This is a genomic window from Fictibacillus enclensis, assembly GCF_001457035.1.
GTDB classification, from domain to species: Bacteria; Bacillota; Bacilli; order Bacillales; family Fictibacillaceae; genus Fictibacillus_C; species Fictibacillus_C enclensis.
Genome location: NZ_KQ758617.1, coordinates 852,777 through 874,817 on the forward strand (window position 1 = coordinate 852,777; position 22,041 = coordinate 874,817).

General features: G+C 44.4%; 21 protein-coding genes, 1 pseudogene and 2 riboswitches. Of the genes and pseudogenes, 11 read left to right on the forward strand and 11 right to left on the reverse strand.

The window, feature by feature from the left end:
* Positions 1-43: 43 nt before the first annotated feature.
* Positions 44-406, forward strand: a complete 363-nt coding sequence (locus AS030_RS04510) for a DUF1516 family protein (RefSeq protein WP_061968878.1) — start codon at positions 44-46, stop codon at positions 404-406.
* A 66-nt stretch (positions 407-472) separates the two neighbouring features.
* Here AS030_RS04510 and mtnA read toward each other — a convergent pair whose 3' ends face one another.
* From mtnA to AS030_RS04525, 3 genes are all read right to left on the reverse strand, one after another.
* Positions 473-1,519 carry an S-methyl-5-thioribose-1-phosphate isomerase gene (gene mtnA, locus AS030_RS04515; RefSeq protein WP_061968880.1) on the reverse strand — a complete coding sequence of 349 codons (1,047 nt, stop codon included), beginning with the start codon at positions 1,517-1,519 and terminating at the stop codon, positions 473-475.
* 5 nt (positions 1,520-1,524) lie between these two features.
* Positions 1,525-2,736 carry an S-methyl-5-thioribose kinase gene (gene mtnK / locus AS030_RS04520; RefSeq protein WP_061968882.1) on the reverse strand — a complete coding sequence of 404 codons (1,212 nt, stop codon included), beginning with the start codon at positions 2,734-2,736 and terminating at the stop codon, positions 1,525-1,527.
* Positions 2,737-2,815: 79 nt separating this feature from the next.
* A riboswitch (SAM riboswitch) is annotated at positions 2,816-2,969 on the reverse strand.
* Between the two features lie 103 nt (positions 2,970-3,072).
* Positions 3,073-3,858: a carbon-nitrogen family hydrolase gene (locus AS030_RS04525; protein WP_061968884.1), complete on the reverse strand. Its 786-nt coding sequence runs from the start codon at positions 3,856-3,858 to the stop codon at positions 3,073-3,075.
* 14 nt (positions 3,859-3,872) lie between these two features.
* Here AS030_RS04525 and AS030_RS04530 point away from each other — a divergent pair.
* From AS030_RS04530 to AS030_RS04555, 6 genes and pseudogenes are all read left to right on the forward strand, one after another.
* A pseudogene (locus AS030_RS04530) lies at positions 3,873-4,613 on the forward strand (aminotransferase class I/II-fold pyridoxal phosphate-dependent enzyme); the annotation flags it as partial.
* An 80-nt stretch (positions 4,614-4,693) separates the two neighbouring features.
* A riboswitch (SAM riboswitch) is annotated at positions 4,694-4,800 on the forward strand.
* 83 nt (positions 4,801-4,883) lie between these two features.
* Entirely contained in the window at positions 4,884-6,125 is a 1,242-nt protein-coding gene (mtnW, locus tag AS030_RS04535) for a 2,3-diketo-5-methylthiopentyl-1-phosphate enolase (RefSeq protein WP_061968886.1), read from the forward strand.
* Positions 6,122-6,784, forward strand: coding sequence for a 2-hydroxy-3-keto-5-methylthiopentenyl-1-phosphate phosphatase (locus tag AS030_RS04540; RefSeq protein WP_061971544.1), 663 nt, complete (start codon positions 6,122-6,124; stop codon positions 6,782-6,784). The genes mtnW and AS030_RS04540 overlap by 4 nt, the downstream gene beginning before the upstream one ends.
* Positions 6,781-7,407, forward strand: a complete 627-nt coding sequence (locus AS030_RS04545) for a methylthioribulose 1-phosphate dehydratase (RefSeq protein ID WP_061968888.1) — start codon at positions 6,781-6,783, stop codon at positions 7,405-7,407. The genes AS030_RS04540 and AS030_RS04545 overlap by 4 nt, the downstream gene beginning before the upstream one ends.
* Before the next feature lie 32 nt (positions 7,408-7,439).
* Positions 7,440-7,976: a 1,2-dihydroxy-3-keto-5-methylthiopentene dioxygenase gene (locus AS030_RS04550; protein ID WP_061968890.1), complete on the forward strand. Its 537-nt coding sequence runs from the start codon at positions 7,440-7,442 to the stop codon at positions 7,974-7,976.
* A gap of 120 nt (positions 7,977-8,096) precedes the next feature.
* Entirely contained in the window at positions 8,097-8,333 is a 237-nt protein-coding gene (locus AS030_RS04555; RefSeq protein WP_061968893.1) for an FAD-dependent oxidoreductase, read from the forward strand.
* Positions 8,334-8,352: 19 nt separating this feature from the next.
* Here AS030_RS04555 and AS030_RS04560 read toward each other — a convergent pair whose 3' ends face one another.
* The gene (locus AS030_RS04560; RefSeq protein ID WP_061968895.1) at positions 8,353-9,465 is read right to left on the reverse strand and encodes an AI-2E family transporter; all 1,113 of its coding nucleotides are present in this window, start codon (positions 9,463-9,465) and stop codon (positions 8,353-8,355) included.
* Between the two features lie 156 nt (positions 9,466-9,621).
* Between AS030_RS04560 and asnB the strand changes: the two genes are divergently transcribed.
* Entirely contained in the window at positions 9,622-11,472 is a 1,851-nt protein-coding gene (gene asnB / locus AS030_RS04565) for an asparagine synthase (glutamine-hydrolyzing) (RefSeq protein WP_240482207.1), read from the forward strand.
* Positions 11,473-11,505: 33 nt separating this feature from the next.
* On the opposite strand, the gene AS030_RS04570 is transcribed toward asnB, so the two are convergent.
* Complete coding sequence (locus tag AS030_RS04570; RefSeq protein WP_061968897.1) at positions 11,506-13,263, reverse strand: glycoside hydrolase family 13 protein; 1,758 nt, start codon at positions 13,261-13,263, stop codon at positions 11,506-11,508.
* 155 nt (positions 13,264-13,418) lie between these two features.
* On the opposite strand from AS030_RS04570, the gene AS030_RS04575 reads away from it, so the two are divergent.
* Positions 13,419-14,462: a LacI family DNA-binding transcriptional regulator gene (locus tag AS030_RS04575; RefSeq protein ID WP_061968898.1), complete on the forward strand. Its 1,044-nt coding sequence runs from the start codon at positions 13,419-13,421 to the stop codon at positions 14,460-14,462.
* 36 nt (positions 14,463-14,498) lie between these two features.
* On the opposite strand, the gene ligD (AS030_RS24200) is transcribed toward AS030_RS04575, so the two are convergent.
* The 4 genes from ligD (AS030_RS24200) to AS030_RS04595 all read right to left on the reverse strand — a co-directional run bounded on the left by ligD (AS030_RS24200) (position 14,499) and on the right by AS030_RS04595 (position 18,153).
* Positions 14,499-15,413, reverse strand: a complete 915-nt coding sequence (gene ligD, locus AS030_RS24200; protein ID WP_061968901.1) for a non-homologous end-joining DNA ligase — start codon at positions 15,411-15,413, stop codon at positions 14,499-14,501.
* Positions 15,386-16,339, reverse strand: a complete 954-nt coding sequence (ligD, locus tag AS030_RS24205; RefSeq protein WP_240482208.1) for a non-homologous end-joining DNA ligase — start codon at positions 16,337-16,339, stop codon at positions 15,386-15,388. Before ligD (AS030_RS24205) ends, ligD (AS030_RS24200) begins: the two co-directional genes overlap by 28 nt.
* Positions 16,340-16,348: 9 nt before the next feature.
* The gene (gene ku / locus AS030_RS04590; protein WP_061968905.1) at positions 16,349-17,176 is read right to left on the reverse strand and encodes a non-homologous end joining protein Ku; all 828 of its coding nucleotides are present in this window, start codon (positions 17,174-17,176) and stop codon (positions 16,349-16,351) included.
* A 107-nt stretch (positions 17,177-17,283) separates the two neighbouring features.
* Positions 17,284-18,153 carry an SDR family oxidoreductase gene (locus tag AS030_RS04595; protein ID WP_061968907.1) on the reverse strand — a complete coding sequence of 290 codons (870 nt, stop codon included), beginning with the start codon at positions 18,151-18,153 and terminating at the stop codon, positions 17,284-17,286.
* A 159-nt stretch (positions 18,154-18,312) separates the two neighbouring features.
* Here AS030_RS04595 and AS030_RS04600 point away from each other — a divergent pair, with 159 nt between their 5' ends.
* Positions 18,313-19,464 carry a histidine kinase N-terminal domain-containing protein gene (locus AS030_RS04600; RefSeq protein WP_061968909.1) on the forward strand — a complete coding sequence of 384 codons (1,152 nt, stop codon included), beginning with the start codon at positions 18,313-18,315 and terminating at the stop codon, positions 19,462-19,464.
* A gap of 119 nt (positions 19,465-19,583) precedes the next feature.
* A complete protein-coding gene (gene hmpA / locus AS030_RS04605) occupies positions 19,584-20,816 on the forward strand; it encodes an NO-inducible flavohemoprotein (RefSeq protein WP_061968912.1) in 1,233 nt (410 codons plus the stop codon).
* A gap of 42 nt (positions 20,817-20,858) precedes the next feature.
* On the opposite strand, the gene AS030_RS23465 is transcribed toward hmpA, so the two are convergent.
* The gene (locus tag AS030_RS23465) at positions 20,859-20,996 is read right to left on the reverse strand and encodes a DUF3941 domain-containing protein (RefSeq protein ID WP_074440461.1); all 138 of its coding nucleotides are present in this window, start codon (positions 20,994-20,996) and stop codon (positions 20,859-20,861) included.
* 45 nt (positions 20,997-21,041) lie between these two features.
* Positions 21,042-21,908: a DegV family protein gene (locus AS030_RS04610; protein WP_061968914.1), complete on the reverse strand. Its 867-nt coding sequence runs from the start codon at positions 21,906-21,908 to the stop codon at positions 21,042-21,044.
* Between the last annotated feature and the right edge of the window lie 133 nt (positions 21,909-22,041).

A 22,041-nucleotide genomic window follows, 5' to 3' on the forward strand; every position in this document is an offset into this window, starting at 1 on the left:
ATGGTATAGTAAAGTGAAGGATTATACACAGGAGGAAATAAATATGTTACACTTCCACGTTTTTTCATGGGCGGCTGCGCTTGTTTTATTTTTTCTGACTTATACCCTATACAAAAGAAAAAATAAAAAAATTTCCCGCATTTTGCATATGATTCTCCGTCTTCTGTACATAACTACCATCTTTTCTGGTGGGATGCTTATCTATCAGTGGATCCAGGCAGGTGCGGTAAATATGGGACCGCTCATTATTAAAGGGATCCTGGGTCTGGCAGTTATCGGCTTGTTTGAAGTGATGCTGCTGGGTGCAAAACGAAATGAGGATAAAAAGTCCCGCTGGATTACGCTCATTTTGGCATTGGCCCTTGTCTTTTATTACGGATATTCAGTTTTGCCAATGCATTTTTAACAAAAAATGAAAAAGTTCGTACCCCCAGGAACTGTCATGAAGGAGTACGAGCTTTTTTGTATGTGGTTATTTTTTTAATTTCGCCAGTGCTTTCTTATAATTCCCGCGGGCAATGCCTTTTTCCGTAATAATGGCTGTGATGTACTCGTGAGGCGTTACATCAAAAGCTGGATTGAAAACTTTTACCCCTTTAGGTGCAATAGGCACACCTTGTACATGGGTGATTTCCTCTGCAGGACGTTCTTCAATCGGAATGTCATCGCCAGTCGGGGTGTGCAGGTCGATCGTTGAAAGGGGAGAGGCAACATAAAAAGGAATGCCAAGCGCCTTTGCCTGGAGTGCAAGTCCGAACGTCCCGATTTTATTGGCTGTATCTCCATTGGCAGCAACCCGGTCACATCCAACGATTACAGCACTGACCTGTTTTGTTTTTAATGTATGAGCAGCCATGTTATCCGTAATCAGCGTAACGTCAACTCCGGCCTGTTTTAATTCCCACGCGGTTAATCGGGCTCCCTGGAAAACGGGGCGTGTTTCATTGGCGTATACCGAGAGATTCCATCCCTTTTCTTTTGCCAAATAAAGAGGAGCGAGCGCCGTACCATATTTTGCCGTTGCAATCCCGCCTGCGTTGCAGTGGGTCATGAGGCGGTCTCCGTCGCTTAGCAGGGTTAATCCGTTCTCGCCGATTTTGCGGCAAATCTCCTCATCTTCCTTCTGAATCAGAAGGGCTTCCTGTTCAATGCGTTCAACTGCCTCTTTCGTCTCGCGGACATTGGCAACCGAAGCTGTAATGCGGTCAAGTGCCCAAAATAAATTCACAGCCGTAGGTCTGGATGTCGAAAGAAAAGCGGCTTGACAGTTCAACTGTTCTTTAAATTCAACGAAAGAAAGGGAGGTGTGGCTTTTTGCCCAAAGAACGATTCCAAAGGCGGCAGCAATTCCAATGGCCGGAGCACCTCTCACGTTCAATTTTTTGATGCAGTCCCAAACCTGTTCAATGGTGGTGACATTAATATAAACCGTATGATGGGGCAGCTGCTGCTGATCCAAAAGAAGCAGGTGATCCCCTTTATAGCGTAGAGATGAAATTTGCGTTTCTGTTGTACTCATATAAATTAAACACTCCTGATGCTGGTAATAAATTCTTCAATATTTTTTATTCGTTGTTTGTTCTTGATCCAATCCCGACCGAGTTTAAGAGCCTTCTTTTTAAGGATGATTTGTTCATCGAAATCAGCAATGGAATCCAGGTCTGCAACATGAGCCAGGCCAATGGTCCGGCGGATGACTTCACAGCCCGCGAAACCGACCATATCTGTAAATATGCTCTCCAGGACTTCATCTTCAAAACCCGGGAGTTTGGTTGCCAGCTCCACACCCTCGTTTCTCCAGAGTTCTTTGTATGTATCCGTAAAGGTAATCCATGTGTCTCTGATTAAGCCGGAAAGGTACAGCTGGTATTCGGCCCGTTTTTCTCCGTCTTTGATATGAGCCCGCTGAGCGATATGGTTCATTGCGATATTCGCAAAAAAGTGAGCGATATCAAATCCTTGTGGACCGTAGTAGGCAAATTCAGAGTCGATAACTTTGGTGGATTCCTCTGTTACAAAAATACTCCCTGAATGCAGATCTCCATGAAGCAATGCTTCGGCATGTGTCAAAAATTTAAGTTTGAGCCGGGCCGCTTTGTTTCTTAGGGCCGAATCATTCCAGAGTTCTGAAACGGCATCCTGCAGTTCTGCAGGATAATCATTGGTTTCAATATCATAAAATGGATCGGTAAACACGAGATCTTCGGTTATTTTGCATAGCTCAGGATTGGTAAACTGCTGGACCAATCTTTTTTTCTCAAACGGATGTAAATAAAAATCACTGGTGTAGAACAGGTTTTTCGCAATGAAAGTTCCGATATGTTGAGCCAGGTTCGGGTAGGTTACTCCATCAATCAAGCCTTTGCGCAGAATCACATGAGAGGACAGATCCTCCATGACAGTAACGGCCAGGTCGTTGTTGGTATAAAGGACTTGGGGAACATGTTCAGACGCGAACTCAGCAAATTTTTTCAGTGAATCACTTTCAATACGTGCCCTGTCCAGGGTAAGCGGCCAGCTCTCTCCAACGACTTTGGCATAAGGGAGCGCCTGCTTGATAATAACCGATTTTTGGGTAGACGGTTCGACCAGCCGGAATACAAGATTCAAATTGCCGTCACCGATCTCATTGACCTCAATGGATCTGTAATCACTGAACAGGCCGAGTTTTTGGGATAGTTCGATCACGGTTTGCTCATTGAGCGGTGTGTAGGCTTGTTTTGTTGACGTTGCCATAGGGTTTACCTCCGAAGGATAAATGTAAAAAAGGCCTCTTTTCTTGAAGAAAAGAGGCCTGGATGTATAGTTTCCACGCCTCTTATCTTGCAAAGCTTAAGCTTTGCTGGAATTAGCACCGTGCCATACTGGAAGTCCAGGCTTCAAATAAAGACGCCCCATTTCACAATGGTATTACGGTCGGTTGCTGGGTTTCATCGGGCCAAATTCCCTCCACCTGCTCTTGATAAGAGACATTCATCATTAAGTTGTTAGAAAACACAGAATGCAATAATAATTTACAATGGCTATCATACAGCTTTCAAAGGAAGCTGTCAATTGCAATTTTCAAGAAGATTAATAGTGTTCGGGTCTGCGATCCTCAAAAATGGGGATTCTGCTTCTGACTTCATTAACGAGATCCGTCTCGATCTCGGCAAATAAAATGGTTTCATTTTCACCATCTGCTTCAGCGATGACGTCTCCCCACGGATCGATGATGATCGAGTGGCCGGCAAAGGCGTTATTGTTATCCCGGCCGATTCTGTTGCATGCGATCACATAGCATTGGTTTTCAATGGCTCTCGTAATTAAGAGATTTCGCCAGTGAGAGAGCCTTTGGGCAGGCCATTCGGCCGGCACGAACAGAAGGGAGGCACCATCGAGAACATGGGCGCGGATCCATTCAGGAAAACGGATGTCATAACAGATGACTCCTGCAGCCGGAATGTTCTCCAGCATAAAATTCCCCTTGGTGGAACCGGGGGCAATGAACTTCTCTTCCTGCATAAGGCGAATCAAATGCAGTTTGCTGTACTCTCCAATCTGCTCACCCTCGCGATTAAAGGCGTAAAGTGTGTTAAAAATGCCATTGTCTGTTTTATTGGCAACAGAGCCGGCAACGATATTGATGCGGTGCTGCCGTGCTAAACCGCTCATCAGCTTTTTCAGATTATCCCCGTTGGCGTCTCCAATTTCAACAAGACGCTCCAAATCATAGCCGGTCGTCCAGAGTTCCGGCAGTACGACGATATCTGCGTTTTGTTTTGAGGCTTCTTCAATTCTTTGTACGGCTTTCTTAATATTCTCTTCCGGCAATCCGAGCTGGATGTCCATTTGGATCAGTGCTACATTCAGTTTCATGCGTATCCCCCAGCATGATGGCGCTGAAAGAGGAAAATGACTTTCTTGTCGACTATAACGAAATTGATAAAGAAACGGCCGACCGTGCCAAATTAATGTTCCTCAACTATCCAAACAATCCAACAGCAGGTGTTGCCACTCCGCAATTTTTCAAGGAAACCGTGGACTTTGCCAAAAAGCATGATATTCTGGTCGTTCATGACTTTGCCTACGGAGCCATTGGATTTGATGGAGAAAAGCCAGTAAGTTATTTGCAGACGCATGGTGCCAAAGAACAGGGAATTGAGATTTATACATTGAGTAAAACGTATAATATGGCAGGCTGGAGAGTCGGATTTGCGATTGGAAATGAGAGTGTGATAGAAAGCATTAATCTGCTTCAGGATCATTTTTATGTCAGCCTGTTTCCGGCGGTACAGGAAGCAGCGGCAAAGGCACTGCTTGGGGCGCAGGATTGTGTCAGGGAGCTTGCCGACATGTACGAAAAGCGAAGAAATGTTTTTATTTCAGGGTTGCAGGAACTCGGGTGGGATGTTAAGGCACCCAGAGGGTCCTTTTTCTGCTGGCTTCCCGTGCCTGAAGGACATACTTCAGAGAGTTTTGCAGATTACTTGCTAAAGGAGGCACATGTTGTGGTCGCTCCGGGCATCGGATTTGGCAAAGAGGGAGAAGGCTATGTAAGAGTGGGCCTTCTTACGGATGAAGAGCGCTTGAAAGAAGCGGCAGATCGAATCCGCGCATTAAATATTTTCTAAGCTATAATTGGATTGACAGATTTTTTATAACCTGTCATAATCACAAGTAATTCTAACATTCGAAGTAATATGAACATTTTCTCTTATCAAGAGCAGGTGGAGGGACTAGCCCGATGAAGCCCGGCAACCGGTTATCCTAAGGATTTACACGGTGCTAAATCTTGCAGCGCATGCTGGGAGATGAGAGGAAGCGGCATCCTTATGTCTATAATGCCTCTTCCCTCGGGAAGAGGTTTTTTCGTGTGAATTTATGTTTTGGAGGGATACATCATGGCATCAGTAACTGCGACCTATCTTGTTCATGATCCTAAAGGAAATTTTGAAAAAAAAGCGGAAGGAATTGCGCTGGGGTTAACCGTCGGCTCCTGGACCGATCTTCCGGATCTGCAAAAGGAGCAGCTTAAAAATCATAAAGGCAGTGTGGCAGAGATCATTGAATTGCCGGAAGATGCACGGGTAAACCAATACTTTGGTTCGCCAAGAAAACAGGCACTTCTGAAAATCTCTTATCCTGCTGCAAACTTTTCTCCTGACCTTCCAGCGATCTTAACCACCGTTTTTGGAAAGCTTTCACTGGATGGCGAGGTAAAACTTATCGATCTGGAATTTTCGGAAGACTTAAGCAGCGAATTTCCAGGGCCATCCTTTGGAATTGATGGGATTCGAAATCAGCTCGGAGTTTATGAACGTCCGCTGCTCATGAGCATTTTCAAGGCTGTGATCGGCAGAGATATGGACTACTTTAAACATCAGGTGAGAGAACAGGCACTTGGCGGCGTTGATTTGGTCAAGGATGATGAAATCCTGTTCGATAATCCGCGGACCCCATTTGAAGAACGTATTAAAACAGCCAAACAAGTACTGGCCGAAACGGAAGAGGAGACTGGCCATAAAACACTGTATGCCGTTAATTTAACGGGACGGACATTTGAATTAAAAGACAAAGCGAAACGTGCAGCCGAGCTCGGGGCAAGCGCCCTGTTGCTCAATGTTTTTGCCTACGGACTGGATGTGCTGCAAAGCCTGGCAGAGGATCCTGAAATTAATCTGCCCATCATGGCTCACCCGGCCGTTTCAGGTGCACTGACACCATCCGAGTTTTATGGCATTTCCAACCGGCTTCTTTTAGGGAAGCTGCTTCGGCTTGCTGGAGCGGACTTGGTGCTGTTTCCGTCGCCATATGGCAGCGTAGCCCTCAGGAAAGAAGACGCTGTTGGCATCGCTGCAGAGCTGACAGAAAAGCATATAAACTGGAAAGGTGCTTTCCCAGTGCCGTCAGCCGGAATTCATCCGGGATTGACCCCTCTTTTGCTTCAGGACTTTGGCATCGACAGCATTATTAATGCCGGCGGCGGAGTTCACGGGCATCCAGGAGGAGCCGTTGCCGGAGGAAAAGCGTTTCGCGATGCGATTGATGGCTTGCTGCTTAACAAATCGCTGGAGCAGATCAGCGAGGAGAGCGATCCGCTGAAAGCCGCATTGAATCTATGGGGCGGTCTGGTGAAATCATGAGCAGAGAACGGATTATCTTTTGTGATTTTGACGGAACCATTACCGAAAAAGACAACATCATTGACATCATGAAAAACTTTGCTCCCGAAGGATGGGAGCCGATCAAGGATAAAATACTGAATCAGGAAATATCCGTCAGGGGAGGAGTCGGACAGCTCTTTTCTCTTATTCCTTCCAGCCAAAAAGAGGAAATCATTCAGTACGTTCTTTCCACAGCAAAAATCAGGGATGGATTTGAAGAATTTGTTCAGTATACGAAAGATCAGAGCATCCCATTGTACGTGGTAAGCGGAGGAATTGATTTTTTTGTTTATCCGATTCTTAAAAATATAGTGGACGAGGAACAGATCTATTGCAATGGCAGTTCGTTTGCAGGAGAAACCATCGAAATTCTTTGGCCGCACAGCTGTGACAGTCAGTGCAGCAATGATTGCGGATGCTGCAAACCGGCTATCTTAAGAAGCTTTGATTCCGCTTCGTACAGAAAAATCGTGATCGGAGATTCCATCACCGATTTACAGGCTGCCAAAATGGCAGACAAGGTGTTTGCAAGGGACTTTTTGAAAGAGAAGTGTGAACAGGAAAACATTGCTTTTGAACCTTTCACTACGTTTTATGACATTATTTCGTATCTGCAAATAAAGGAAGTGAGCATTTGAGATCATTGGGGGAATTGTGGAAAGAGCTGGCTGATGTTAAGGATGAACTGGCTTCACGGGACTGGTTTCCGGGTACAAGTGGAAATTTGTCCATCAAGGTTAGTGGCGATCCCATTACTTTTTTGGTGACTGCAAGCGGCAAGGATAAACGGAAACGAACAAATGAAGATTTTGTTTTGGTGGATGTTTCGGGCAATTCCGTAGAAGAAACCCATCTGCGTGCTTCAGCTGAAACCGGTTTGCATGCAAAAGTGTATCAGCATACCGATGCGGGGTGTTGCTTGCATATTCATACTGTCGATAACAATATTATTTCCGAGCTGTATGGCGATCAGGGGGAAATCACCTTCCGTGGGCAGGAATTGATCAAGGCATTTAACATCTGGGAAGAAGATGGATCCTTTACAGTGCCGATCATTGAGAATCCGGCAGATTTGTCTGTTCTTGCAGAACGTTTTGCTGAAGCCATTACTCAAGATACAAAAGCCGTTCTGATCAGAAATCACGGAGTTACAGTATGGGGTAAAAATGGATTTGAAGCCAAAAAATATCTTGAGGCATTGGAGTTCCTTTTTTCCTACCACGTCAAAATGAGATTGCTTCAGCCTCAGTATGCATTTTAAAGCCAAAAAATAGTTTAAAGGGGGATGCCAATATGGCACAATTACGTTTTCATGATAATAATGAACGAGTGGAAGAGCTGGACAAAGTAAGCGGTTATTTGGAAAGCCAGGGTGTAATCTATGAAAACTGGGATATTGCAAAGCTGCCGTCTCATCTGAAAGAAAACTATTCGTTATCCGATGAGGAAAAGGCAGAAGTGATCCAGGTGTTCAGAAGTGAAATCGATGAACTATCCAAACGCAGAGGATACGTGACCGAGGATGTTATCTCATTGTCCCAGGATACACCAAATCTTGATGAGCTACTGCAGAACTTTTTGGCCGAACATCATCATTCCGATGATGAAGTACGGTTTATTGTTAGCGGACATGGTATTTTTGCCATTGAAGGTCCGGAAGGCCGTTTTTTTGATGTAGAACTAGAGCCGGGCGACCTGATTTCCGTTCCTGAAAATTACCGCCATTACTTTACATTGATGGACGACCGCCAAGTGGTGGCAGTCCGAATCTTTAAATCCAAAGAAGGCTGGGTTCCGATTTACGACAAACAGGAAGCCCCCGCAAAATAAAACGACATGCTGCCATGAAGGAAGGAAACTTCTTTTGTGGCAGTTTTTTTATACTTTTTTTAAGGTTTATACAGGGTGGGATGGTGGTAGTTATTGTCATAAAGGTGGTGTAGGAAGAGAATGGTATATCAGGTGGTTATCATTGGCGGGGGAGTTGCCGGTTTGACACTGGGACTGAAACTGGCCAGGTCCAATGTTGAAACCTTAGTCATTGAAAAACAAAGCAAAGCATCTCATGTTCAAAGCGGATTCAAAATCGAAGAAACCAGACCCATCATAAAAGAAGGGGCATGGTGTATGATTTGTTTGGAGAAAAAAGCGGTGAGTGCCGCAGAGCAACAGCAAATGACGTGCTGATTTCAGCACGTCATTTGTATTAGGAAATAATTTTTTTGTCCTGTTCAATCGATTGTTCTTTACGAAGCTTGATCAGGCTGTAGGTGTGAAGAACGATAACCTTCAGCACGGCATAGACAGGAACAGCAAGAATAAGACCCAAAAGGCCGCCAAGGGAGCCTGAAACAAGGAGTATGGAAATAATGGTCAAAGGATGGATATCAAGCTTTTTCCCCATCACTTGCGGAGAAATGATATTTCCTTCAATCTGTTGTGCAATGACCATAACAATGAGCACTTTAACAATCATGAATGGTGAATCAATGACCGCCACAATCAATGCAGGAATTACCCCGATGATCGGCCCCAGAAAAGGAATGACGTTCGTAAACATGGCGATGACCGTGAGCAGCAATGAGTAGTCAATCCCGATAATCAGATAACCGATATACAAAAGAATTCCCACACATATACTGACCAAAATCTGGCCCTGAATATAAGAGCTCAGTGCCATATCCATGTCGGCCAAAATTTTTGTGCCGTTTTTTCGCTGTGTCGGCTGAAGAAGACGAAGGACCATCTTTGGTGCTTTTTCCCCTTCCTTCAGCATGTAGTAGAGGATAAAAGGAACGGTAACAAACACCATGATAATGTTCGTGAGCACACCGATAAAGTTTGTCACACTTGTTCCGATCATCGAAGCACTTTTGGACAGATAGTTTGTTACCTTATCCGAAATGTCATTGACGCTGAACTGGCTGTTTTCAAGAATACGGTTTACCCATTCATTGTTTTGCAGCTCTACCACTTTCCCCCGGATCGCATCGATCAGTCCCGGTGTATTATGGATCAAACTGTTGATCTGGCGCTGCAGAACAGGGCCAACGGCATAGGAGAGCAGAACAAACAATCCAATGGCCGCTAAATAAATAAGTAATATCGAAAGGGACCTTGGCACCTTTCGTTTATGAAGAAAGTTAACGATCGGCCTGAACAAGTAATACAGTACCCCCGCCAGCAAGAACGGAAAAAAGAGAGTCTGGACAAGAACTACGAGCGGGCGGAAAACAAAATGAATCTTAGTTCCGGTTAGAATAATTAGAAAGATCAATAGAATCGCATAACCGAATCGGAATGCTTTGGACTGTGGCATAGCTTCACCTGCGTTCACTAGTATTGTATCTATTATATATGGTAGTTTGACAGGTTTTCAATCCTTGAAAAAATGAACCATTATTCCTTCGCTGCATAAAGTAAGTATTGGGCGTTTATGTCTGGAGAAATCAGCTCAGTTCGAGAAAGGGTGATAATGGTGTGTGGAATAACGGGATGGATTGACTGGCAGCGCAACATTTCACAGGAAAGTAAAACCTTGATAAAAATGGCGGCGACCCTTTCCAAACGGGGACCGGATGCGTTGAATGTTTGGAGTCAGACACACGTTGGATTTGGCCATGCGAGGCTGGCTGTAGTGGATCTGGAGGGCGGCGCGCAGCCGATGACCCGAGAAGCGAAAGAGGCGACCTTCACCATTTGCTATAACGGGGAACTCTACAATACGGAAGATTTGCGGAAAGAATTGCTGAAAAAAGGATATCGTTTTGAAGGCCATTCAGACACCGAGGTGTTATTAATCTCGTATATCGAATGGGGAGAAGCGTGCATCGACCATTTTAACGGTATATTTGCTTTTGCCATCTGGGATGCCAAAAGAGAAACTTTGTTTATGGCCCGTGACCGTCTTGGCGTGAAACCGTTGTTTTATTTATTATCGGGCGGTCGTTTGTTGTTCGGTTCCGAATTAAAGGCCATTCTTGCTCATCCGGAGGTAAAAGCGGAAGTGGAACGAGAAGGATTGCAGGAGGTTTTCGGACTCGGACCTTCCAGAACCCCGGGTCACGGTGTGTTTAAAGGAACCAATGAACTCCGGCCAGGCCATGCGATGAAATTCGACCGCTCAGGTGAGAAGATATGGCGGTACTGGAACGTGAAAAGTGAAAAGCATTCGCATTCCTTGGATGAAACAGTGTCCAATGTCAAAGACCTGGTTACCGATGCGGTTGAACGGCAGCTTGTAGCAGACGTACCGGTTTGCACCTTTTTATCCGGCGGTCTGGATTCCAGTGCCATTTCGGCTATTGCTGCCAATCATTTCAAACGGGAAAACAGGGGTCCCCTTCATACCTTCAGTATTGATTATGTAGATAATGATAAATACTTCAAAGCGAGTGATTTTCAGCCGAATGCCGATGGCCCATGGATCGAGAAAATGGTGGAAGCCACGGGTTCTGTTCATCACAGCTGCATTATCGATACTGACCTGCTCGTCAATCACCTGAAGGAAGCCGTCATGGTAAGAGACCTGCCGGGAATGGCAGATGTAGATTCTTCGCTGATCTGGTTTTGCAGGCTGATCAAAGAACAATCAACCGTTGCACTTTCCGGAGAATGTGCGGATGAAATCTTCGGCGGGTATCCCTGGTTTCACAAGCCGGAGGTCATGAACCGGCCGCTTTTCCCCTGGATGAGCTCGACAGCCGAACGGGAAAATCTTTTGCATGACCACTGGAAGAATAAACTGAATTTATCATCTTATGTAAAACAGCGTTATGAAGAGTCACTGAAAGAAATGCCGAGGCTTGAAGGCGAATCAGGAGTAGAAGCAAAGCGCCGGGAAATCTTCTATTTGAACATGATTTGGTTCATGACCACGTTGCTGGACCGGAAAGACCGCATGAGCATGGGGGCATCCCTGGAAGTGCGTGTTCCGTTTGCTGACCATCGCATCGTAGAATATGCATGGAACATCCCTTGGGAAATGAAAATGCTTCAGGGAAGGGAAAAGGGACTTCTTCGAAAGGCCCTTGAAGGCCTGCTTCCGGAAGACGTACTCTACCGTAAGAAAAGCCCTTACCCGAAAACACATAATCCGAATTATACACTGAGTGTGAAGGAATGGCTTCAATCCATAATCGACAAACCGTCTTCTCCACTTCTGGAGCTGATTAAGAAAGAAAAAGTTCAGGATATCATTGATAGCAATGGAGAAGCATTCAAGGTCCCGTGGTTTGGCCAGTTGATGACCGGGCCGCAGCTGATGGCCCACCTGGCCCAGATCGAAACCTGGCTTGGCACATACAATATCAACATTCTTGATTGAAAAAGCCGCGGAGTCGCCTTCCGCGGTCTTTTTTTAGTTTGCTTTCCATTTGATTATCAGAAAATCATCAGGTTCCACCCTTGCCTCATCGGATTTTAATGTTTCGTTGGTCCAGATATTGATCAATGGTTCCGCTGACCCAAAGAGAGCAGGATTCAGCGTAAGCTCACTTGATGAGGTATTAAACGCGAACAGCAGCTTTTCATCACCGGCAGCTTTTACATAGGTCAGCAGATCAGGAGTGTCTTCGGAGGTAAGAAAAGAAATGGGGCTTTTAGCACTGAACGATGGAACTTCCTTTTTCAGGCGGATCAACTTTTGAAGACCTGCAAACAATTCATGATTTTGGGCATCCGGATTCCATTCCATGCATTTCCTGCAGCCCGGGTCCCGTCCGCCTGTCATGCCGATTTCGTCACCATAATAAATGCAAGGTGTTCCGGGGAAGGAAAGAAGCAGCACAAACAGCTGCATAACCTTTTTTGTATTTCCTCCGGTTACAGTCAAAACCCGTTCGGTGTCATGTGAACCCAGCAGGTTAAACATCACCTCATTTACATTTTCAGGGTAGGAGTGTAAGATGCCGGATATCTTTTTGGTGAATTCCAGCGCATTGATGTTGGAGCGGGCAATATAATCCAGGGCCAGTGATGAAAAAGGATAGTTCATGATCGCATCAAACTGGTCGCCCTGAAGCCATGGCAGGGCATCATGCCAAATCTCGCCAAGAATATAGGCGTCCGCTTTGATGCTTTTTACAGTTCTTCGTAACTCACGCCAAAATTGATGGTCAACTTCATTGGCTACATCAAGCCGCCAGCCGTCAATATTAAATTCATCGATCCAGTACCTCGCAACATTTAATAAGTAATTTTTGACCTCAGGATTTGCAGTATTTAGCTTTGGCATGGTTTTTTCAAACGCAAAAGTGTCATAGTTCGGTAATGGATCAGTGACGACAGGATATTCCCTGATATGGAACCAATTCTTATAATTTGAGTTCTCCTGGTGGACGAGCACATCCTGAAATGGGACAAAGTAAAAGCCGCTGTGATTAAAAACGGCGTCCAGCATGACTTTTATGCCTTTTTCATGGCATGCATCAACCAGCTGCCGAAAATCTTCCTTGGTTCCGAACTGTGGATCAATTTCTAAATAATCGATGGTATCATATTTGTGATTGGAAGTTGCTTTGAAAATTGGAGTGAAATAAATACCGCTTATGCCAAGAGACGAAAGATGGTCAAGATGCTGCAGGACGCCTAGAAAGTCTCCTCCGAAAAAGTTGGCGGGAGTGGGCTCGGAGGAACCCCAGGCCAGCGTCCCCTCCGGGTCATTGGAGGAGGTGCCATTGGCAAACCGCTCGGGAAAGATTTGATACCAGACCGTGTTTTTTACCCAGTCGGGAGCCTTAAAAACGTCCACTGGATGCAGGAAGGGAAAGCAAAAATAGGGTGCGATGTCATTCGTTGGTGCTGATTCGAAAACCCCTTTTTCTGTAAAAACGAATGTTTCGTTTCCGTCGCTGAGCTCGAAGCCGTACCTCATTCTTCGGAACCCGGGACGTACGGAAGCCAGGTAATAATCAAAATACACATCCGAACCTGTTTTTATCATAAGTTCTTTCTTTAGCAGCCAGTTTCCGTCTTTCCATTCGTAGGGATCGCCATAAATCAGTTGTACGGACCCGATGTCGTTCTTTTTGGTTCGAAGGCGGATATGAAGGGTCTGTTCGTCATAGGCATAGGCAAAATTGTTTTTGGGGCGATGATACAAAGCTTCTTTTAGCACATTTTCCCTCCTTAATACGTCTGGAATCAAAATGGAATTTGTATGTAGTATACCGCATTTGGAAGCAGGAAGAATATGCTTTTACTGGCGTCTGCTGTTCTTTTTCCGTTCCTTTGATTAAAATAGAACATACAACAGACGGAAGGAGGATAACAATGACCGCTACCATTAAAGATGTCGCTAAACTGGCAAATGTGGCTCCGTCCACTGTTTCACGGGTCATAGCCAATAATCCAAGAATTTCTGAAAAAACGAAACGGAGAGTAAGGGAAGCGATGGACCATTTGGGGTATCACCCTAATTTCAATGCAAGAAGCCTCGCCAACCGATCCTCCCAGGCCATTGGTCTGGTCTTGCCTGGGTCTGCTGACAAAGCTTTTCAGAATCCGTTCTTTCCGGAAGTGATCCGCGGAATCAGTACGATCGTTCATGAAAAGGAATATGCACTTTACATGTCAACGGGAAAAACGGAAGAAGAAATTTATGATGGTGTCGTGCGAATGGTGCAAGGCGGAAGGGTAGACGGAATCCTTTTGCTTTATTCAAGTGTGGATGACCAAGTAATGAACTATCTGATCGAGAAAAAATTTCCGTTTGCTCTTGTAGGAAAGCCATTGAAAAACGAACAATCCATTACGCATATTGACAATCATAATTTTCAGGCATCAAGAGATGTAGCGGACTATCTTATTTCTCTGGGGCATGAAAAAATTGGTTTTGTAGGAGGGAGCTCACGACTGGTTGTGACGATTGACCGGTTGCTCGGCTATGAGAAGTCACTACGAAGCCATCAGCTTCCTTATCGTGAGGACTATATCATCCATGAGGAATTTCTGGAAAAAGGGGGACAGGAAGCGATCAGAAAGTTGTTGGCGCTGGATGAACCTCCAACGGCGTTGCTCGTCATGGATGATTTGATGGCTTTTGGGGTCCTCAGAACACTAAATGAGATGCAGCTTTCAGTACCGGATGATATTTCCGTTGTCAGTTTTAACAATGTCATGCTCGCCGCTTTTTCTACTCCGGGCCTTACGTCAGTGGATATCAACATTTTCCAGCTCGGTTACGAAGCCGCGGTGTGCTTAATGGATCTGATTTCAAATCCGGATCAAAAACCCATGCGAGTCGCAGTTCCTTACCGTCTGATCGAACGGCAGTCCTGTAAAGCAAAAACAGCTCAAAAGCAGGGATCGATATAATAAAAAACAGCTCCGGATCAGCGCCGAGCTGTTATTTTATAAGCCCTGTTCGTTCAGCCAATCCAAAACAGGACCAAACGGCTGGCTGGTTTTTGCTTTTTCAAATTCTTCAAACGGATCTCCGTTTTCCAGGACCCGTCGATGGATGATGGGCAAGGGGAAGGCTTCTGGCCGAAGATCACGGGTGAGTTCTTGCCAGTGGATAGGGGTTGCCACCAATGCCTCTTCGTTGCCTCTCACCGAGTAGGGAGCAATGATTGTTTTTCCTTCGGCATGCTGGATAAAATCGATGTAGCATTTGTTTCCTCTGTTTTTTTTAAGTCGTTCAATGGTAAACCACTGGGGTTCCTTCGTAATTAAATATTGAGCAAGAAAGTGGGTGAACTTTCTTGTGTCATCAAATGTGAATCGAGCCTCGGGCAAGGGGATATAAACCTGCAGTCCTTTGTTGCCGCTTGTTTTGATGAATGTTTTCAATTTCAGCCTGTCACACACTTCCTGGATCAACAGGGCTGCTTCCACGGATAAAATAAAATCATCTCTTGAAGGCGGATCCAAATCCATAACAATTTCTGAGGGATAGGCAGTTCCGTTTTTCCGGAAAGGAATATGCAGCTCAAAGGCAAGCTGATTGCCGAGCCACAGCAGGGTTTGAAGGTTGTTACAGACGATATAGTGAATTCCGTCCTCGAATACAGTCTCCACAAAATCGGGGGCATAATCCGGGCAGTTTTTTTGATAAAACCGTTCATCTCCCGCACCGTGGGGGTAACGAATAACTGTCAATGCGCGGTTTTGCAAAAAGGGAAGGAGAAATGGAGCCATTTTAGCCAAATATTCAAGATAGTGGAGCTTCAAAATGTCAAGGTTTGGCCACAGTGGTTTATCCGGAGACGTGATGCCCACCTTAATGCCATTGATCATTACTTCCTGCTGAGTATTTTTTCCCATGTACATTCCTCCCAGCTAACATCAAAACGAAAGGCAACAAACCGGGGATGCCTTAACTGATGCTTATAGATTTCCAGATATCCCAGCTCAACACAGATGGATGGAGAAACGGTAATGAACCGGGCATCCTCCGTTACTTTGTTTTTTTTCATAATCAGTATCAGGCTTTCCCGTTCTTTAGGTGACATTCCGTGGGAAAATAAACCTGCAAGGACCGGTTTTCCTTCTTGAAGTGCGGCTACATGAAAAAAACCGTTGGATTTCTCATAAGCAGTAATGAAAAATACACCCTTTTGCGGGTTTTTTATTTTAACCCACTTTTTGGTCCGCGCACCGGGATCGTAGGTACTTCCGCTCACTTTCGCAATGATTCCTTCACCATTTTCTTCTTTGATGTGCGCCCAGAGTTGATCGCTCTCTTTATGGGAAGGTACAAGAGCGATCCGGTCATTTTCTGCCAGATGGTCTGACAGGTGATCAAACACGATTTTGACCATTTCCTTTCGTTCAAATAGCGGTTTATCGGTGATCGTCTCTCCACGGATATGTACCATATCAAACACAACATAAGTAGAGGGAGTAAGCTTTGAAAAATACTGGATCTTTTCTGGATTTTTTAAACGGCCTCTTTTTTGCAGAGGTTCAAATGTTGCTTTGTACAGAGATTTCAGAATGCAAAGTTCTCCATCAAGGACAAGCGGCAAACAAGAGCGGATGCTTGGTGTGAGCGAGATCAGTCTTTCAGCGACCTCGGGAAAAACAGAATTAAGGTTTTGACCGTTTCTGCTAAGTAGTGTCACATTGCTTTCCGTCCATTTGGCAATACACCGGTATCCGTCGTATTTGGTTTCATATATCCAGTCAGCAGAAGATGGGATTTCGCTGACCAGGGAAGGAAGCATCGGTTTGAATGGTATACTGCTCATAAAACGCAATCAGGCTTTCTTCTTTTTGGGCTTCGTCTTTTTTGGCTTGACTTCCGCTTTTTTTTCACCCGTTTTAGATTGGTCAATGCTTGCCTGCAATGCTTCCATTAAATCAACCACATTGGTACGCGGACGCTCTTCTGAAATCTGGACTTCTTTACCGGAAATTTTACTGTCAATGATTTCGAGAAGCGCTTCCCGATATTCATCTTTGTATTTCTCAGGCTCGAATTCAGTGGTCAGCTGTTCGATCAATTGCTTGGCCATTTCCAACTCTTTATCATTCACCTGTACCTCTTCGTCGATGCCGGGAACATGATCTACGTTTCTTACTTCATCAGGGTAATAGATGGTTTCCATCACAAGTCCTTTGTCATAGACCCGGACAGCGGCAAGACTTTCTTTAGAGCGGATCGTTATTTTGGCAAGGCCGATCCGCCCGCTTTCTTTCATGGCTTCCTTCAATAAAGTGAAGGGTTTCGTGCCATTTTCTCCAGGTCCGATAAAATAGGAACGATTAAAATAAATAGGATCGATTTCCTCCAAAGATACAAAATCGATAATTTCAATGGATTTGTTTTTAATGCCCGCGATTTTATCGAGATCTTCTTTTTCAATCAGGACGAATTTTCCAGGTTCATATTCATAGCCCTTCACAATGTCCTCTTGTTCAACGTGTTGTTCACAAACGGGGCATGTTTTTTCATATTTGATGGGATTATGGCACTTTTTGTGCAAGTATCTCATTTTTATATCTTTATCTTCGGTTGCGGCAAACAATTTAATCGGGATATTTACCAGCCCGAAGCTTATGCTTCCTTTCCACATCGTATGCATTGTCAACACCCTTTCGATAGCATTCTTTTGCTTAGTTTGTGACAATGACGGGTAGTTTTATCCAAACAAAAAAAGCCGATGAAACTTCGGCTTTCATAAATATTCTGTTATCCGTTGACGACAGTGCCTCCATTGATGTGAATGGTTTGCCCGGACACGTAGGAAGAGTCATCGCTTGCAAGGTAGACGTAAGCAGGAGCAAGTTCTTCCGGCTGTCCTGGACGCTTCATAGGGGAGTTCTGGCCGAATTTGTCCACTTCATCAGCAGAGAAAGTTGCTGGAATAAGCGGGGTCCAGATTGGGCCTGGAGCAACAGCATTAACACGGATTCCTTTTTCCACGATGGAATTGGAGAGTGCACGTGTAAATGATAGGATGGCTCCTTTGGTGGATGAATAATCAATCAGCTTTGGATTTCCTTGATAAGCTGTAATGGAAGTCGTATTAATGATTGAACTGCCAGCTTTTAAATGTTTTAATGCAGCCTTTGTCAGATAGAACATGGAGAAGATATTTGTTCTGAACGTTTTCTCCAGCTGTTCGGCAGTAATGTCTTCAAGACTGTTTTGCGGGTGTTGTTCACCGGCATTGTTTACAAGAATATCAAGCTTTCCAAATTCACCGACTGTTTTTTCAATAACGTCTTTGCAGAAGTTTTCATCACCAAGATCACCGGAAAACAGTATGCAGCGAACGCCTTCCTGTTCTATGAGGGACTTTGTTTCTTCCGCATCTTGCTGCTCATTCAAATAAACAATGGCGACATCTGCACCTTCTTTGGCGAAGGCAATGGCGGCTGCTTTGCCGATTCCGCTGTCTCCGCCTGTTACGATTGCCGCTTTCCCTTTTAGCTTTTCACTGCCTCTGTACGTTTTGGCATCTGATTGCGGCTGCGGAGTCATCTCAGTTTCGGTTCCCGGCTGGTGAGACTGGTGCTGGGCAGGAGGGTCTATTTTTCGGTTTTGTTCTTCGCTCATGCATCATCGCTCCTTTTTCCAATGTTTGAATACGATGTTATTCTTCCACAAACCCCCTTCCATCAAACCTTTTTTAGAAAAAGCTGAACAGATATTGTTCATCTTTTTAAAGTGTTGCATAATGAATGAAAAGACAGAGAAAAGAGAGGCAGTGGTTTCATGATAGGTGTAGAAACATTAACCGTGGAACAGCTCGACTTCGCAATTCATCACTTGCGTACGCATCATGAAATAATTGTTTCTGAATGGCTGGATCGCGCGATGATCAAAAAAGCGGATCCCTTTTATACAGAGGTAATGAGGAATGGCAGCACAACAATTCATTTGCTGTGTCAATACCTTGAAAATCCGGACGTTGAACTGATAAAGGATTTCACCAAAAAGATTGCTCCTGAACGGATTGAGGCCAAAACGGATATCAGTGAATTTGTATTTAATATTAATTCTGGAAGACAAATTGTCCATGAACGGATCTTTATTCCTGATTTCGGCCCGAATGAACAGCGCTGGATCAGTCTCATGATCAATCAGTTTTTTGATCATCTTCTTTATTTTGCGATCCAAGAATTTTCGGAGCTGAACGATCTCATCATCGAAAACAAAAATCAGTTTATCCAGGAGATGCATAATGACCGGCTTACGATCTTAGGACAAATTGCTGCCAGCTTTGCCCATGAATTTCGTAATCCGCTCACGTCTATCAAAGGTTTCATCTATCTTTTAAACTCTGAATTAACCCCTTCACCCAAAACGGATTACTATACATCCATCATTAATAGTGAACTGGAAAATCTACAGGAAAAAATCAGCCAGTTTCTTTTGTTGTCAAAAATGAAAGGACTTGACGACCTGATTTCCATATTTGATTTGTCTGCCTGTCTACATGAAATGATCGATTTCATGTATCCGCGTTTTCTTGAAGCCAAGATAAACCTAACCGCAAACATTGCCCCAAATCTGAAAGTGGAGGGAGATAAAGATCAGCTGAAACAGGTGATTTTAAATATATTGAACAATGCCGTTGAGGAATTGTGCGATTTGCCGGAAGAACGGATTATTCATGTGAGTGCTTTCCTAATGGGCTCCAGAATCGGTCTTGAGATATCGAACAATGGTTCACAAATTCCGGCTCACCTGCTCGAAAACATTTTTGAACCCTTCATCACGACCAAAGAGCTTGGAACAGGACTTGGCCTTTCGGTTTGTAAACAAATCGTTGAAAAGCATAACGGTCTGATTATCGTGTCATCGAATGAAGAGCAAACCATCTTTTCAATCTCACTACCTCAAGCCCAGGAAAAAACATCTTAACGGATGTTTTTTAGTTTTCACAAATCTGACATGAGAAAAGTGATTGCAATCACAAAGTGACCCTTAGGGCTTTTTTATAATGTATTTGTAAGTAACAAACACATAAAGGGGTCTTTAACATGCTGGATCAAAAAACAATTGATATCATCAAATCAACTGTGCCTGTTCTTGAAATCCATGGAAAAGCAATAACAACAAAATTTTACAGTAACCTGTTCACCAAACATCCGGAACTTTTAAATATTTTTAATCATGCCAATCAAAAGAAAGGCCGTCAGCAAACGGCTTTGGCAAATGCCGTGTATGCAGCGGCTGCACACATTGATAAACTTGAAGCCATTTTGCCGGCGGTAAAACAAATTGCCCAAAAACACAGAAGCCTGGGAATTCAGCCCGAGCATTATCCGATTGTCGGTGAAAATCTCCTCATTGCGATCAAAGAGGTTCTGGGAGATGCAGCGACTCCAGAAATTATTGAAGCGTGGGGAAAAGCATACGGGGTAATTGCTGACGCCTTTATCGACGTTGAACGTGAAATGTATGAAGAAGCAGAACAACAGCCAGGCGGCTGGGAAGGGTTCAGGGATTTTGTTGTCGACCGTGTGGAAGAGGAAAGCTCTGTGATTACTTCCTTTTATCTCAAACCGGCCGACCAGAAGCCCATTGCTTCGTATAAACCCGGACAATATATTTCTATCAAATTCCAGATCGAAGGGGAGGAGTACACTCATATCCGCCAGTACAGCCTTTCCGATGCACCGAATGAAGCATATTACAGAATCAGTGTGAAAAAAGAAAGCATGGGAGATGTTCCAGGTAAAGTATCTGTTCATCTTCATGATCATATAGAAAAGGGAAGCATTCTCCAAGTCAGTGCTCCAGCCGGAGAATTTTACCTTAATGAAGAAAGCACTGCCCCTGTGGTTCTCTTAAGCGGTGGGGTGGGTCAGACCCCAATGGTCAGCATGCTGAATTCACTTGTGAAATGCAAGGCTAATCGCCAGGTTACTTTTATTCATGCAGCAATTGACAGCAACCACCATGCGTTTAAGGAACATGTACAAAAGGTAACCGATGAACATGAGACTATAAAAAGCTATGTGGTTTATGAGAAACCGCTAGAACAGGATAGAAGTCAAAAGTCGTTCGATAAGGAAGGCTATGTCAATAAAGAGTGGCTGAAAGAATTGGCTCTGGATCCGAAAGCTGAATATTATTTTTGCGGACCGGTTCCTTTTATGAAAGCTGTATACCGCATCCTAACGGATTTAGATATCCCTGAAAGCCAGATCCGTTTTGAATTCTTCGGCCCTGCCGCAGAACTGACAGGACCAGAAGTAGTAAATGCCTGATTTCATAAATAAAAAAACATCCATTACGGATGTTTTTTTATTTTATAAGTGGTCTGTTTCCTTGGAGAATGAATGTTTTCCAGCTGTTTTATTCTGCTGTTCTGCTTCGTTTTTCAGTTGATTCTCCGCTTGATGGTCTTGTTTTCTTTTGTCATCGTCTTTTGTGTACTTGTGTGCCATGGGATATCGCCTCCTCATGATTAACATGAACGAGGATATCAGGCATTATGCATCAGTGTAAGGTTTTGTCATAAAAAACATGGCGATGGTTCCTGGTCCCGCATGAGAGCCGATGGCGCATCCGATCATAGAAATCATGATCTGCTCACAACCTGTTTCTGCTTTAATCATTTCTTTGAGCGAATTTGCCGCTTCCTGATCGTCCGCATGACTGATGCCGATAATCTGGTCACTCAAATCGGTTCCGCGTTCTTTCATCAGTTCGATCATCCGGCCAAATACCTTCTTTTTCCCACGTATTTTTTCGATGGGAAACAATTTTCCGTCTTTCATATGAAGGACAGGTTTAATCTTAAGAAGGCTCCCCATCATGGCCTGTGTTTTGCTGACTCTTCCGCCGCGCAATAAATATTCAAGGTCATCTACGGTAAAGATATGCTCAGTATGATTTTTACAATATTCTGCTGTAGTGATTACGTCTTCAAAGGAGCCGCCTTCCTTTGCACGTTTGGCAGCCTGATATACGACAAGCCCAAAACCAAGAGAAGCACATTGTGAATCTATGACCGAAAGCTCGGCATCAGGGAATTCTTCCATTACTTCCTGGCGAATCAGCTCGGCCGTCTGGTACGTGCCGCTCAAACCTGAGGACAGAGTGATGTATACACAGGGAGTATTTTCCTTTGCGTATTGTTGGAACGCTTCTCTGACGAGCAGGGGAGGAACCTGGGATGTTTTTGGAGCCGCTCCCTCACGCATTTGATTATACAGCTGGACGGGCTGTATGGTTTTCCGGTCATATTCTTCCCGGTCATGGATCGTAACGACCAAAGGAAGCATCGTAATGTTAAATTCATCGATGATGTGCTGTGGTAAATCACAGCCGCTGTCTGTTATGATCTGGACGCCCATATAAATCACCTGCACTTTTTTATGTATGATACGTTAAGTGTATACTTCACCCCAGGTAAAGGCAATAGATTGTTTGCCGGAAACCTATTGACTATACAACGTAATTTTGATAAAAACAGATAGTTGGACAAAG

Bases quoted from the DNA above. Each gene is read 5' to 3' on its own strand.
- mtnW (WP_061968886.1), top strand. From the start codon at position 4,884: ATGGCATCAGTAACTGCGACCTATCTTGTTCATGATCCTAAAGGAAAT.
- AS030_RS04540 (WP_061971544.1), top strand. From the start codon at position 6,122: ATGAGCAGAGAACGGATTATCTTTTGTGATTTTGACGGAACCATTACC.
- AS030_RS04595 (WP_061968907.1), bottom strand. From the start codon at position 18,153: ATGAGCGAAGAACAAAACCGAAAAATAGACCCTCCTGCCCAGCACCAG.
- ligD (WP_240482208.1), bottom strand. From the start codon at position 16,339: ATGAGCAGTATACCATTCAAACCGATGCTTCCTTCCCTGGTCAGCGAA.
- mtnK (WP_061968882.1), bottom strand. From the start codon at position 2,736: ATGGCAACGTCAACAAAACAAGCCTACACACCGCTCAATGAGCAAACC.
- AS030_RS04550 (WP_061968890.1), top strand. From the start codon at position 7,440: ATGGCACAATTACGTTTTCATGATAATAATGAACGAGTGGAAGAGCTG.
- AS030_RS04610 (WP_061968914.1), bottom strand. From the start codon at position 21,908: ATGGGCGTCCAGATCATAACAGACAGCGGCTGTGATTTACCACAGCAC.
- asnB (WP_240482207.1), top strand. From the start codon at position 9,622: ATGGTGTGTGGAATAACGGGATGGATTGACTGGCAGCGCAACATTTCA.
- AS030_RS04575 (WP_061968898.1), top strand. From the start codon at position 13,419: ATGACCGCTACCATTAAAGATGTCGCTAAACTGGCAAATGTGGCTCCG.
- AS030_RS04525 (WP_061968884.1), bottom strand. From the start codon at position 3,858: ATGAAACTGAATGTAGCACTGATCCAAATGGACATCCAGCTCGGATTG.
- AS030_RS04600 (WP_061968909.1), top strand. From the start codon at position 18,313: ATGATAGGTGTAGAAACATTAACCGTGGAACAGCTCGACTTCGCAATT.
- AS030_RS04555 (WP_061968893.1), top strand. From the start codon at position 8,097: ATGGTATATCAGGTGGTTATCATTGGCGGGGGAGTTGCCGGTTTGACA.
- AS030_RS04560 (WP_061968895.1), bottom strand. From the start codon at position 9,465: ATGCCACAGTCCAAAGCATTCCGATTCGGTTATGCGATTCTATTGATC.
- ku (WP_061968905.1), bottom strand. From the start codon at position 17,176: ATGCATACGATGTGGAAAGGAAGCATAAGCTTCGGGCTGGTAAATATC.
- AS030_RS04510 (WP_061968878.1), top strand. From the start codon at position 44: ATGTTACACTTCCACGTTTTTTCATGGGCGGCTGCGCTTGTTTTATTT.
- hmpA (WP_061968912.1), top strand. From the start codon at position 19,584: ATGCTGGATCAAAAAACAATTGATATCATCAAATCAACTGTGCCTGTT.
- AS030_RS23465 (WP_074440461.1), bottom strand. From the start codon at position 20,996: ATGGCACACAAGTACACAAAAGACGATGACAAAAGAAAACAAGACCAT.
- mtnA (WP_061968880.1), bottom strand. From the start codon at position 1,519: ATGAGTACAACAGAAACGCAAATTTCATCTCTACGCTATAAAGGGGAT.
- ligD (WP_061968901.1), bottom strand. From the start codon at position 15,413: ATGGGAAAAAATACTCAGCAGGAAGTAATGATCAATGGCATTAAGGTG.